This window comes from Loktanella sp. PT4BL, from assembly GCF_003201935.1.
In the GTDB taxonomy this organism is placed as follows: domain Bacteria; phylum Pseudomonadota; class Alphaproteobacteria; order Rhodobacterales; family Rhodobacteraceae; genus Yoonia.
Genome location: NZ_QJJL01000005.1, coordinates 1 through 12,597, shown reverse-complemented (window position 1 = coordinate 12,597; position 12,597 = coordinate 1). Strand labels below are relative to the sequence as shown.

At 57.2% G+C, this 12,597-nt stretch carries 11 protein-coding genes and 1 tRNA gene; 5 read left to right on the top strand and 7 right to left on the bottom strand.

What is annotated here, in order from left to right; all coding sequences use genetic code 11:
• Positions 1-966, bottom strand: coding sequence for an SPOR domain-containing protein (locus C7964_RS14790; RefSeq protein ID WP_286163978.1), 966 nt, complete (start codon positions 964-966; stop codon positions 1-3).
• 245 nt (positions 967-1,211) lie between these two features.
• On the opposite strand from C7964_RS14790, the gene C7964_RS14785 reads away from it, so the two are divergent.
• Both C7964_RS14785 and C7964_RS14775 read left to right on the top strand, forming a co-directional pair.
• A tRNA-Ser gene (locus C7964_RS14785) sits at positions 1,212-1,301 on the top strand.
• Positions 1,302-1,554: 253 nt separating this feature from the next.
• Complete coding sequence (locus C7964_RS14775) at positions 1,555-2,256, top strand: tetratricopeptide repeat protein (RefSeq protein WP_110280447.1); 702 nt, start codon at positions 1,555-1,557, stop codon at positions 2,254-2,256.
• A 19-nt stretch (positions 2,257-2,275) separates the two neighbouring features.
• Here C7964_RS14775 and C7964_RS14770 read toward each other — a convergent pair whose 3' ends face one another.
• The 6 genes from C7964_RS14770 to C7964_RS14745 form a co-directional block, all read right to left on the bottom strand.
• Positions 2,276-2,599 carry a hypothetical protein gene (locus C7964_RS14770; RefSeq protein ID WP_110280446.1) on the bottom strand — a complete coding sequence of 108 codons (324 nt, stop codon included), beginning with the start codon at positions 2,597-2,599 and terminating at the stop codon, positions 2,276-2,278.
• A gap of 136 nt (positions 2,600-2,735) precedes the next feature.
• Entirely contained in the window at positions 2,736-4,250 is a 1,515-nt protein-coding gene (locus C7964_RS14765) for a sugar ABC transporter ATP-binding protein (RefSeq protein WP_110280445.1), read from the bottom strand.
• A complete protein-coding gene (locus C7964_RS14760; protein WP_110280444.1) occupies positions 4,247-5,248 on the bottom strand; it encodes an ABC transporter permease in 1,002 nt (333 codons plus the stop codon). Before C7964_RS14760 ends, C7964_RS14765 begins: the two co-directional genes overlap by 4 nt.
• A gap of 11 nt (positions 5,249-5,259) precedes the next feature.
• Positions 5,260-6,234 (bottom strand): ABC transporter permease, encoded by a 975-nt coding sequence (locus C7964_RS14755; RefSeq protein ID WP_110280443.1) that lies wholly within the window; start codon positions 6,232-6,234, stop codon positions 5,260-5,262.
• Positions 6,235-6,282: 48 nt separating this feature from the next.
• Complete coding sequence (locus tag C7964_RS14750) at positions 6,283-7,080, bottom strand: SDR family oxidoreductase (RefSeq protein WP_110280442.1); 798 nt, start codon at positions 7,078-7,080, stop codon at positions 6,283-6,285.
• Positions 7,081-7,156: 76 nt separating this feature from the next.
• On the bottom strand, positions 7,157-8,125 hold the full coding sequence (locus tag C7964_RS14745) for a sugar ABC transporter substrate-binding protein (protein WP_110280441.1): 969 nt from the start codon (positions 8,123-8,125) through the stop codon (positions 7,157-7,159).
• 386 nt (positions 8,126-8,511) lie between these two features.
• Here C7964_RS14745 and C7964_RS14740 point away from each other — a divergent pair, with 386 nt between their 5' ends.
• Genes C7964_RS14740 through C7964_RS14730 form a run of 3 tightly spaced genes read left to right on the top strand, consistent with a single transcriptional unit; the run spans position 8,512 to position 12,398 of the window.
• Complete coding sequence (locus C7964_RS14740) at positions 8,512-10,194, top strand: extracellular solute-binding protein (protein WP_353652421.1); 1,683 nt, start codon at positions 8,512-8,514, stop codon at positions 10,192-10,194.
• Positions 10,195-10,217: 23 nt separating this feature from the next.
• The gene (locus C7964_RS14735) at positions 10,218-11,027 is read left to right on the top strand and encodes an SDR family NAD(P)-dependent oxidoreductase (protein WP_110280439.1); all 810 of its coding nucleotides are present in this window, start codon (positions 10,218-10,220) and stop codon (positions 11,025-11,027) included.
• A gap of 60 nt (positions 11,028-11,087) precedes the next feature.
• Positions 11,088-12,398: a M24 family metallopeptidase gene (locus tag C7964_RS14730; RefSeq protein WP_110280438.1), complete on the top strand. Its 1,311-nt coding sequence runs from the start codon at positions 11,088-11,090 to the stop codon at positions 12,396-12,398.
• The last annotated feature ends 199 nt before the right edge of the window (positions 12,399-12,597 follow it).

Below are 12,597 nucleotides of genomic sequence, written 5' to 3'. Positions count from 1 at the left end.
TTACTCTGTGGCTTCGATCACAAAGGCATCAACAAAACCCAATTCTTTCAGCCGGGTCACATCGGCAGCATCGGTCAGCGGCCCCGCGATCACACGCCATACGGTGCGTCCGCCAAGCTCTTCGGGGCTCACTGTTGCTTCAATCCCGGCCTCGGCAATCGTGGCGACGGCACTATTGGCATTGCGCTCCACGCTGAACACGCCGATCTGCGCCCGCGATCCCGCAGGCAATGGTGCGGGGGCTGCAAGCACGGAAGACACATCAATCGGCGCGCTAGGGGTGGCAACATCAGCAGCCACGGAGGCCGTGGCCGCAGCCGTTTCCTCTGCGGCGGCTGTGGCAGCTTCAACAGCTGCAGGCAAAACAACTGCAGCGGTGGCCGCGGCAGCTTCACCTGCCCCGCTCTCTTCCGCATTCTCCAAAGGTGTGGCTTCAACAGCGACAGGGGATGCAAGGCTCGCAACGACGGGGTTCTCTTCTGCGGGGGGCACCTCAACCTCTTGGCGGCGCAGCACAACGACCTCAAGCCGCGTCGGCGCACCGGGCAGCATACCCAGCGCATCAGCGGCATCCGAGGACACCTGCAACAGCGGACCGGGATTGTCGCGCTCACGGCGGAACAGCGCACCGATTACCTCCTGGCCGCCTTCGGTGTTGCGGATCACAACACGCTCGGGGTCTGTCACCTCGGGGTGGGCAACCCAGACACCGCCCAATGACGGGCGGCCGTCCCACAATCCGTCGCTGTTGATCGCGAAAATATCGGGGCGTTCGATATCGACATCACGTTGCATGCGCTGGCCAAGCGCATTGGCTGGCAAAGGTGCAGCGGCAGCCTGGGAAGCGTTACTGGCGCTTGGAAAGGCGAATTCTCCGTTCTCGTCGCAAGCGGTCAAACCGATTGTCGCGGCCACTGCCAGCGAAACCGGCCATTTTCTCGCGTTCAAAAACACAAAGCCTGTCATCATTTGCCCCTCTGTTGCACCTGCTCTGCGGCAGGTATCAGCTGTTTTCAGCCATCTTTGTTGCTGCTCTATGCCCTTTTGATGGACATGATCGCACGGCGCAAAACGCGCGCCGCTTCCTACGCAGCGAAATGATAGCCTTCGTTGAAACGTTTTGAAAGGCTCTCGCTTATTTTGTCGGCGGAATTCCCCAAAGTGTGAACGTGCTTTTCGAATCAGAAACGACCCGCTAACAGGGCCGTGTCGGAGGAGTGGCAGAGTGGTTGAATGCACCGGTCTTGAAAACCGACGTAGGTGAAAGTCTACCGTGGGTTCGAATCCCACCTCCTCCGCCATGATAGCCCGAGCGGCTTTTATGCGCACAAATGCCTCCCGCATCTCCAAATTGCAGTGCAAGTTCAAGGGCTTGACCTTCAAGTGGCCTATCGCACTCTTGACGCAACAAAGCGGCATCACCTTTGATGGTCTATGCTGGCGCGCCCAGCACAGACAAAACGCGCATATTTTGAGCTGCTGGCGTTCCGCGCTCAGATTTGACCTTTTCACCGATCCAGTGCACTGTGTTTTTGTTTAATGTTTGGTAGTTTAATGAGTATCCTACGTCATGCCCTTTGGGCCTCGGTTCTGGCTTTGTCATCGGGGTCTGTCGCAACAGCACAAAGCTTTGACAGGGCCATGATGGCCTTTGACGAAGGCGATTATCAGGTTGCACTCGAAGAATTGCTTCCCCTCGCGCAGGGCGGCGATGTGCTCGCGCTCTATAACGTCGGTATAACTTATGAGGATGGCTTCGGAGACTATGCCGAAGCCGCAAAATGGTACCGGCTTGCCGCTAAGCAGGGCGATGCTGCAGCACAGACCAATCTGGGCTACATGTACGACAACGGCCAAGGCGTGCCCCAAGACGATGCACAGGCTGTCCGGTGGTACCGCAAGGCCGCCGAACAGGGAAATATAACGGCGCAATTCAACCTTGGTGTGATGTATCGCAACGGTGAAGGTGTGCCGCAGGACTTGTCGCAGGCGCTCCAATGGTACGCCATGGCGGCCAAACAAGGCGATCCCTTTGCCCAATCCACGCTTGGCGTCATGCACAGAAATGGCGAAGGCGTCCCACAAGATGACGTCAAAGCCTATATGTGGTATGCTATCGGCGACGTGAACGGGTTCGAGGGCGGCGATATCCTTCGGGCGTCAGTCGCTCAGGACATGTCAGTCGAAGACGTTTCACTTGCGCAGCTTATGGCGCATAAATGCCTGAGCAGCGGGTATGCCGACTGCGACTGGTAGTGCGGCGCCAGACATCAACCTAACGATTTCGTGCTAGTTTCTGCCGACATGCGTCACTGCATGTCTTGGCGTCCGCACGTGCAGAGACCGGCAGTTGCGATCCGCAAGCAACGCAGCGCCGTACGTGCTGCTTGCGTTTGGTTTCCCGCTCTACCCTGATTTTGGTCCGGCGCACGGCTTGCCGCTGACTATCGGTGAGCGGGGCACCCCCGTTTTCGCGCCGGAAATCCTCTTTCAGCTCACTGGCTGCCTCTTCTCCGCTCTTTTCTTTCACAGTCGTTTCCTTCAGCGCCGAAAGCACTTTGGTCAACTTTGTAAAGACAGGGTCGGGTTTGACAGCCATGGGCGTAGTCTAGCGATGGTTACCGCAACCGACAAGCGAGACGATTCAATGCTATTTCGTGACAATCAAACGTGACGTATTCACGCTTTTTCGTGACGCATATACGTTACGGTGACATGAAAAAGGCACGTGCATCTTAGGCGACTTTGTTCGTGGGTGTGATTCCGGAAATGGCTTGGATCAGGTTGTCTTCTGTCACTTCTTCGCTGGTGAAGGTCCGCATCACCTTGCCGCTGTACATCGCGACAATCCGGTCACTGACGTGCAGCACCTCGGGCATTTCCGAGCTGATGACGATAACAGCATAGCCTTGTGCGGCAAGCTCACGGATCAGGTTGTGAATTTCCGACTTGGAGCCCACGTCGATGCCGCGTGTTGGTTCATCCACAATCAGCACGTTGGGGTGCATCGACAGCCATTTGCCGATCACGATCTTTTGCTGGTTACCACCTGAGAGATTGCCCACGGTCTGTTTCCAGCCGGGTGTGCGAATGTCCAACTTATCGCGGTATTGATCGAAAATCGCAATCTCGGCACCTTCGGCCACAAAGGGGCCTGCCGTCAGATCACTGACCTGCGGCAATGTCATGTTGTCACGACAATTCATACCCAGCACGAGGCCCTGCCCCTTGCGGTCTTCGGGCACAAGCGAGATCCCCATCGCAATGGCATCGGCGGGCGAGTTGATCTTGATCTCGTTTCCATCGAGGTGAATGGTGCCCCCGCTGGGGTTGCGCAGGCCAAAAAGCGTCTCGGCAATCTCTGTGCGCCCGGCGCCCACCAGCCCGTAGAAGCCCAGAACCTCGCCGCGGCGCACCTGAAAGCTAACGTTTTCAAAGAGTTTGCCGCAGGACAGGTCGCGCACTTCGAGTGCTATGTCGCCCAACTCATGGGTGACGGCTGCACGGCTGAGGTCAAGCTTGCGCCCGATCATCATCTGCGTGACACCTTCCTCATTGGTTTCGGCGGTGACGACCGTGCCCTGATATTGCCCGTCGCGCAGCACCGAGATCCGGTCTGTGATCTTGAAAATCTCTTCCATGCGGTGCGAGATATAGATGATCCCCACGCCTTGCGATTTCAGGTCGGCGATGACGTCGAAGAGGACGACTTTTTCGGCGTCGGTCAGGGACGCGGTCGGTTCGTCAAAGATCACTGCCTTGGCATCCACAGTCAATGCGCGGGCAATTTCGACCATCTGCTGGTTGGCAATAGACAGGTCGCCAACACGTGTCTTGGCGTTAAATCCGACTTTCAACTTCTCAAGGATGGCATCGGTTTGCGCATAGAGCTTGGCCCAGTCCACACGGCCGAAGGATTTGAGTGGCAATTCACCAAGATAGATATTCTCGGCCACACTCAGTTCTTCGGCAAGGCTGAGTTCCTGATGGATGAACACAATCCCCTTGGATTTCGCCTGCAAGGGCGAGGTCATGACCGTTGGCTCTTCACCGACGATGATCTGGCCTTCGTTGGGCTGGTGGATCCCGCCCAGCACCTTCATCAAGGTCGATTTGCCAGCGCCATTTTCGCCCATCAGCGCGTGCACCTCGCCCGGCATGACCGCAAAGGACACACCATCAAGCGCGCGCACACCGGGAAAAGTCTTGACGATGCCCTCAAGCCGCAGTGCGGGGGTTTGGTCGGTCATGTCTTCAACTCCTCTTTGCCTTTGAGGTTCAACTGGCGGTCAAGAAACAGTACCGCGATCAGGATCAGGCCGATCACAAGGTTTACCGTTTCGGTATCCGCGCCGATGTGGCCCAAGCCTTTGCGCAACAACTGGATCGCCAGAACGCCGCCCAGCGTCCCGATGATGGACCCCGCCCCGCCGGTGAGCTTGGTGCCGCCAAGCACCACCGCGGTGATCACCCAAAGTTCGTAAAGCTGTCCGTCGTTGGGGTTGACCGAACCGGATTCCGAGTAGAACACCACGGCCGACAATGCAGCCAGAAAGCCGATAATCATGAAATTGATCATCATATGCGGCCCCACACGGATACCGGCGTTCACAGCCGCCTCGCGGTTATTGCCGATGGCATAGGCGTTGCGCCCGTGCACCGTGCGCGTCATCACATACCAGATCACGAGGGTCACAGCCGCCAGAAACCATGTGGCCGTGTGCAGCCCGAGGAATTGCGCCTCGGCAAAGTCCACCAGTGTCCAGTTCAGCTCGGATGTGGGGTTTTCGCCGTTGTACATGAAGACCAGCCCGCGAAAGCCCAGCATGGACCCTAAGGTGACGATGAAGGCATCAACACCTGTCTTCCACACGATCAGCCCGTTGACAGCCCCAAGCACCACGCCGGTCAGAAGTGCCAGCGCCCAGGACACAGGGATCACCCAATCGCCCAGACCGGCAAAAATCGCCCACGACATGCTGTCGAGCAGGATCACCGCCGCCAGCGCAAAGATCGCACCCACGCTCAGGTCGATGTTGCCGTTAATCATGATGATCGTCATGCCCATCGCGATAATCCCGATCGGCGCCGACTGCTTGAGCAGCAGCAGCATATTATCAAGGTCCATGAACGGCTTGTCCGAAAGGGACAGGAATTCACCTGCGACGCTGAAGAAAATCAGTTCAAGCACCACAAAGGCCCAGATCGCGCCAGTCTTGATGAACGGTGTCATTTTTCCCGCCTGCATATCCCCGCCCCCTAAGCGATGTTCGACCAGAGCTTGCCACGCTTGGCCGCGATATCGAGCCAGACAGCAAGGATGATGATGATCCAGGTCACAACAAACTGGACGTAGAATTGCAGACCGACCAAAAGCAGTCCGTTCTGGATAAATCCGAGGATCAGCACGCCAATGACCGTCTTGAAGATCGTCCCCGACCCGCCCAGCAGCGATGCACCCCCTAGGATGACCGCCGCCAGGACCTCAAGTTCAAGCCCCTGCCCCACGGTGTTCTGCGAGCCCAAGGACCGGCTGGCCTGAATAAGGCCAGCGGTGGCAACGCAACCTGCCGACATCAGGTAGCAAAGAAATACAGTGCGCGCGCGCTTGATGCCCGAGAACGTGGCCGCCGTGCCGTTGCCGCCAACGGCGTAGACCTTGCGCCCGAATGGCGTCTTGGCGAGGATAATCCCGAGCAGCGCGGCAAGGGCAAGGAACATCAGGATCGGTACGGGAATACCCAGCGCCGTGCCTTGCCCGAAGACATCAAACCATGTGCCGTCCTTATCGGCGATATCCATATTCTTGCCGCCCGAATAGGTCAGCGTCAGACCATGGATGGCCGATAACATGCCCAAGGTGACAATCAGCGAGTTCAGCTTGAGATACCCCACCAAGAAACCGATGAACGCACCCAGACAAAGCGTCATGGCGAACATTGCAGGGATCGCCAGCGCCGGTCCGATCTTGTCGTGCAGATCCAGCACCACAATGGTCGAGAACGACATCATGGAGCCCACTGACAGATCAAGATTGCCGCTGATCACGACAAAGGTGACCCCCAGGGCCATGACACCCAAAATCGCCGAAGACCGGATGACACCCATCACGTTATCAGGGCTCAGGAACCGGCCGTTGGCCAATGTAAAGCCGATGATAAAGAACGCAAATGCGATCAGAATACCCTGCCGCGCCAGTATCTTACCAATATCTTGTTTCGACAGTGTCGCCATTATTTCCTCCCTGACACCACTTGCGTGGTTTGCTGATCCATGACGGGATCAGACGAGTACCATGCCCCCATCGATCATCACGATCTGGCCGGTCATGTAGTCGCTATCCGGCGCTGCCAGATAGTTTGTTGTGCCGGTGATATCGGCAGGCGTGGCTACGCGACCGCGCAAAATCTCGGACGAGAATTCTTCCATCGCTTGTCCGGGCCGCTCGGCTGCACCAATGTCCATCAGGTCTTTGTCGACCTGCTCCCACATTTCCGTGGCCACCACACCGGGCGCAAAGCCGTTCACCGTGATATTGTGTTTGGCAAGATCACGTGCGCCGGATTGCGTCAGCGAAACAACCGCAAATTTGCTCGCACAATAGGGTGCAACGTTATCAAACCCTTGCCTGCTGGCAATTGAGGCGGTGTTCACAATCTTGCCACCGGTGCCCTGGGCGATCATCTGATGGGCGGCTTCCTGCATGCCGATCATGCAGCCCAACCCGTTGATCCCCATGATGAAATTCCAGTTCTCTTCTGTCACATCCAGAAAGTTCATCGGCTTGTTAACGCCGGCGTTGTTGAACATCACATCCAGCTTTCCGAATGTGGCAACGGTCTTGGCAATCATCTCCTTGACGGCAGCGCGGTCGGTTACATCGACCTTTGCGTGCATCACTTTCGCGCCCAGATCAGTGGCTATGGCGCGGTTCAATTCAGCTATTTCTGCTGCTTTCTCTGCGTTAATATCTGCAAAGCATACATCGGCACCCTCTTGGACAAGCGCCTCGCCTATCGCGCGACCAATACCCTGCGCGGCACCGGTGACGATACAGGAACGACCGGAAATACGGGCCATCCTATCCCCCCTTTTTATTGATCTTCAGTGAGCGAAGGCGGGAAGCCGAAGCCCCCCGCCCCCGTTGGGAGGGTCTTTAGAAGACAGGCTTCGTGAACTCGCTCATGTTGTCCTGTGTGATCTTCGGAGTGTCGAAGTAGTTCAGGAACGGCAGCTCTTCACCATTGAGAAGGTCAATCGCTGTCTTCAGCGCGGCTTCTGCATCGTCCACAGGGGATTGATAGATCGAACCCCAGTATTCGCCACGCTCCATTGCCTCGTAACCGACTGCAAAGTTTGTCGCACCGACGAAGGTAATCCCCTCGGTCCGGCCAGCGGCATTCGCTGCGTTCAATGCGCCAACACCCATGTTGTCATCACCAGCGTAAACGCCGTCGATGTCATCATACTTCACAAGAAACGCTTCCATCACCTGCTGTGACTTCTCGCGGTTCCAGTCGCCTGGCTGCGTTTCAAGCAATGTCACGTTCGGGCAAACCTCTGGCAGGCGCTCTTCAAAGCCCTGGGCGCGCTCGATCGCGGTGGTGTAACCGGGCTGACCGGAAATCTGCACAACCTGTGCTTCATTCTCGATGCCCAGCGCCTTGAAGCGGTCACACATGATCTCGGCCGAGCGTGAACCTTGCGTGATGTTGTCCGGCCCCGAGAAAGAGGCAACGAAGTCAAAACCTGCTTCGGCGATGTTCGAGTTGGTGACAACAACGGGAATGTCTGCCTGTGCGGCTTTACGCACCGCGGGGATCACAGCTTCGCCGTTTGTCGGCCAGATGATGATGGCGTCAACCTCTTGCTGGATGAGGTCCTCCATCTGCGCGATCTGGCGGGCAACGTCGCCGCCGGCGTCAAGCACGACGACTTCTACATTGTCGTTTGCCTCAGCAGCAGCGATGAACGCCTGCTCGTAAGTAGTCTGATAGCTGTCAACGCCCACGTTGTTTTGTGTGATGCCGATACGCATCGGGCTGTGGCCATCAGCGAACGCCGCGCCAGCGGTCGCGATTGCGGCTGTTGCAACGGTTGCAGTCAAAGTTGTTCGGATTGTCATGTTACGTTTCCTCCCTGAAATCGTCTGATGTTCTTTATCGCCCCACTCCTCCGGCGGGGAATCGCACTGCTCTCGTGAACAGGCGATGCAGACAAGGATGCGCGCCGACGCAACGGCAAACCTCACCATTAATATCCATTATGAATATCATTATATCCGTTTTGGATATTTTTGTGATACGATTCAACTCCCTCAACAATGATAGTGATCGGACGTGGAAAATGTCAGCCGACAAAATATCCAAAACGAACAAATTAGCCCGTAAGGCAGCACCCCCGCGACGTCAGGGTCCTGTTGTAGCGCCCGGAAAGGGGCATTCAAGCGCAATGAACGCAATGACCGGAGATAACATGAGAAGGTTTGCTGCCCCAGAGGCAAAGACTGCCATGCTTCGCGCAATTGCCTTTGCCGAGGATCTGGGCGACGAGCTGGAAGACTTTGGCCATCTGTCTTCGCCCAATCCCAATATCCGGATTATTGCCGCCCTGATGCGCGGCCATATCGAGGGAAAGGTCGTCACGGCAACGTCACTGATTGGCGCAAGCCGTGCGCCCTATGCGACAGCCAGCCGCCGCTTGCAAGAGATGTTCGAGGCAGGGCTGGTTGAAAAACGCCCCCGCACACGGACCGGCAAAAGCTATTCCATGCACCCCAGCGAAACGCTTCTGGAGCACTGGATGCAGATGTCCAACCGCCTTGAGCGGCTTTCGGCAAAGCACTTCGGCACCACATCGGCACTTGGGAGCACCGAGGATTACTACTTTGGCGGCACCTATATGAACGTCAAATCAATCCCGCCCCTGCAAGTCCTGCCTGAGCCGCTCAAGCTTGCAGGGGGATTGCGGGTTCTGGTGCATGGTGATCCGACGTTTATGGTCATGGATAACCTCAAACGCCAGTTTGAACAGACGCTTGGTGCCCAGATCCATCAACGTGCCTTTTCCATTGATCGCCTGCGCTCGGAGGCCAAGATCAACGCCGAGCGCAAGGCAAGCCGCTACGATATTATCGCGGTCGACCTGCCGTGGGTTGGTGAATTTGCCGACAGCGGAATCCTGATGCCTCTGGAAGAGGTGATGGATATCGCGCAGCTTGATCCCGCAGATTTCCACACGGCAGGCTGGCAGGCCGCGCACTGGAATGGCAAACTTTACGGGGTACCAGCACAGACAACCCCTGAACTCCTGTTTTATCGCAAGGATCTCTTTGCACAGAACGGATTGGTGCCGCCGCAGACGACGGACGAATTGCTGACAGCAGCCAAAGCCTTGCATGCACCTCAGCGGGGGCAGTACGGCATCGCATGGAACGCGGCGCGTGGCACGGCTTTGGGCCACACGGTTCTCATGACCTTGGCGGATTTCGGTCAGCCTATCCTTGATCTTCCCAGGATCGCGGGCGGTTTTGACACCGCACATCTTGCCAACGGAAAGTATCGCGTCACGATTGATACCGAAGCGGGGTTGCGGGCAGCCGAGTTTCTTCTTGAGCTTTTGAAATACTCACCGCCAGAAATCCTGTCGATGTCCTGGTATGAGCGGGTCCGCCCCTATGCAAGCGGCCGCATTGCAATGGCCTACGGCTATACCCTGCTTGCCCCCTATTTCGAGCTCGACGATTCATCGCCTGCGCAAACACAAACGGGCTATCTGCCACATCCGGCGGGTCCGAATGCATCACCTGTCGCCCCTGTCGGCGGTTATATGATGGGTATTCCTGCAAACCTGCCCAAGGAACGCGTCGCGGATGCTGTGGCGGCCTTGCGGGTCTTTACATCACCCGAAGCTCAAAAACTCTACGTCCAGAACGGCAGCCGCACGAACCCGCGTTACTCTGTTGCAGCTGACCCCGATGTGCGGCGCGTATCGCCCATCTTTGAAGCCGTTGATGCCATGTCATGGCGCGACGAGCTCCAATTCTGGCCGCGCCCGCCCATCCCGGAAATCAACGACATTATCCAGATTTGTGGCGAGGAATTCCACGACATGCTGCGTGGAATTGTCAGCCCGAAAGAAGCACTGCGTCGCGCACAAGGGAGGGCGGACGCCATCATCTATCGCACGCAATGACGTGTTAACAGGAGGAGAGACCAATGGACCCCAATCGCCTGAAAGGGAAAAACATTCTGATCACCGGTGCCGCGCGCGGCATGGGAGAAGCCAACGCCAAGGCATTTGCCGCCCAAGGCGCCAATGTCTGCATCGGCGATCTGGACGGGGATCAGGCACAAGTCGTGGCAGACGCGATCAACGCCGAAGGCAATGGCAAAGCCATCGCGGTGAAGATGGATGTGACCAAGCGCGAAGATAACGCAGCCGCAGTTGCCGCCACGGTTGAGGCATTCGGATCCATCAACGTGGGTGTTTTCAACGCCGGTCTGAACAAGCCCCGTTTCTTCATGGATATCGATGAAGACAACTGGGACATGATCATGAACGTCAACACCAAAGCCATGTGGCTGGGGATGCAGGAAACCGCCCGCCAGATGATCGCGCAGGGTCCGATGGAGGATCACCCCTATAAGCTGATCAACGTCGGCTCGATTGCGTCGCGCAAGCCGCTGGTTGATGTGACCGTCTATTGCACCTCGAAATACGGCTGTCTGGCGCTGACGCACTGCGGTGCGATTGGTCTGGCCGAGCATAACATCACCGTCAACGGCTATGCGCCCGGTGTTGTTGTGACGCCGCTTTGGGAACAACTCGACAAGGATCTTGTCGATATCGGGTTCAAGGAAAAAGAAGGCCAGGCCTACGACGACATCGTGCGCGATGCGCTCCAGATCAAGCGCGTGTCCTACCCCAAGGACATTGTCGGCACTGCCTCTTTCCTCGCGTCCGATGACAGCGATTACATGACCGGCCAGATGATCCACATCGATGGCGGCTGGTGCATCCAGTAACGCACCACCCTTTCAATTTCCAAAATTCAGACGGGGCCATGCGCCCCGAAGGAGACCGCAATGTCAGAACGTCCGGGCAACGCCCTAATGCCGAACCTGCTCACCCCCATGGACCTCGAGCCCAACTGGGAATGGCGCGACAAGCTGCCGGCCCATGGCCATATGTCCGTGGATTTCGAACGCCGCATCGACCACGACCGCCTGCGCCGCTATCGCCTTGCGCGGACACGCCAGTCTTTGCAAAACTCGAACGCGGGCACGCTTCTTTTGTTCGATGTGAACAATATCCGCTACGTCAGCGCGACCAAGATCGGCGAATGGGAACGCGACAAGATGTGCCGTTTCTGTCTGCTGACAGGCGATGACAGCCCCTATGTGTGGGATTTCGGATCCGCCGCAGAGCACCACAAACGCCATTCCGACTGGCTCGAGCCCAGCCACTGCCTTGCCGGTGTTGTGGGCATGCGTGGTACGATCCCGCCAGAATTCGGACTGATGAAGAAATACGCCAAGCAGATCGCCGGATTGATCCGCGATGCCGGTATGGCCGATATGCCCGTGGGTGTGGACTATGCTGAAACGGCCATGTTCCACGCGCTGCAAGAAGAAGGCCTGAACGTGGTTGACGGCCAGCAGATCATGCTGGCGGCGCGCGAGATCAAGAACACGGATGAAATCCAGCTTTTGACCCAGGCGGCAGCCATGGTCGATGGCGTCTACCACATGATCTACGAAGAGCTGAAACCGGGTGTGCGCGAGAACGATATTGTCGCGCTTTCCAACAAGATGCTCTACGAAATGGGATCAGACGATGTTGAGGCGATCAACGCCATTTCCGGCGAACGCTGCAACCCGCATCCACATAACTTTACCGACCGTCTGATCCGGCCGGGCGATCAGGCCTTCTTTGATATCCTGCAATCCTATCAGGGCTATCGCACCTGTTATTATCGCACGTTCAACGTCGGCCGCGCGACCCCGTCGCAGAATGACGCCTATACCAAGGCGCGCGAATGGATCGACGCGTCTATCGCGATGATCAAACCGGGCGTGTCCACAGATAAGGTGGCCGAGGTCTGGCCAACGGCCCAAGAGCTGGGCTTCGCAAGCGAGGATCAGGCCTTCGGTCTGCAATTCGGTCACGGGCTTGGCCTTGCGCTGCATGAACGACCCATCATCAGCCGTGCTGTGTCGATGGATCACCCGATGGAGATCAAGACAGGCATGGTCTTTGCGCTGGAAACCTACTGCCCTGCCACGGACGGTTATTCCGCCGCTCGGATCGAGGAAGAAGTCGTTGTGACCGAGACAGGGTGCGAAGTCATCAGCCTCTTCCCTGCTGAAGAGCTGCCAATCGCCAACCGCTACTAGAACACCGACAGGCCGCTGCATTTTCGTGGCGGCCTGCACACACGCCTTATCAAACGACGATCCGGCAAGGGGGGAGCCCGCCATGGCCAAAGCCAAAACAAATTCCGAGGACTATCTGCGCATGTACCGCCAGATGGTCCGTATCCGCAGCTTTGAAGACAATGCAAACCAGCTGTATCTCTCGGCCAAAATGCCGGGC

Excerpts from the sequence above, each read along its gene's own strand:
- C7964_RS14790 (WP_286163978.1), bottom strand. The coding sequence starts at position 966 with ATGACAGGCTTTGTGTTTTTGAACGCGAGAAAATGGCCGGTTTCGCTG.
- C7964_RS14775 (WP_110280447.1), top strand. The coding sequence starts at position 1,555 with ATGAGTATCCTACGTCATGCCCTTTGGGCCTCGGTTCTGGCTTTGTCA.
- C7964_RS14770 (WP_110280446.1), bottom strand. The coding sequence starts at position 2,599 with ATGGCTGTCAAACCCGACCCTGTCTTTACAAAGTTGACCAAAGTGCTT.
- C7964_RS14765 (WP_110280445.1), bottom strand. The coding sequence starts at position 4,250 with ATGACCGACCAAACCCCCGCACTGCGGCTTGAGGGCATCGTCAAGACT.
- C7964_RS14760 (WP_110280444.1), bottom strand. The coding sequence starts at position 5,248 with ATGCAGGCGGGAAAAATGACACCGTTCATCAAGACTGGCGCGATCTGG.
- C7964_RS14755 (WP_110280443.1), bottom strand. The coding sequence starts at position 6,234 with ATGGCGACACTGTCGAAACAAGATATTGGTAAGATACTGGCGCGGCAG.
- C7964_RS14750 (WP_110280442.1), bottom strand. The coding sequence starts at position 7,080 with ATGGCCCGTATTTCCGGTCGTTCCTGTATCGTCACCGGTGCCGCGCAG.
- C7964_RS14745 (WP_110280441.1), bottom strand. The coding sequence starts at position 8,125 with ATGACAATCCGAACAACTTTGACTGCAACCGTTGCAACAGCCGCAATC.
- C7964_RS14740 (WP_353652421.1), top strand. The coding sequence starts at position 8,512 with ATGCTTCGCGCAATTGCCTTTGCCGAGGATCTGGGCGACGAGCTGGAA.
- C7964_RS14735 (WP_110280439.1), top strand. The coding sequence starts at position 10,218 with ATGGACCCCAATCGCCTGAAAGGGAAAAACATTCTGATCACCGGTGCC.
- C7964_RS14730 (WP_110280438.1), top strand. The coding sequence starts at position 11,088 with ATGTCAGAACGTCCGGGCAACGCCCTAATGCCGAACCTGCTCACCCCC.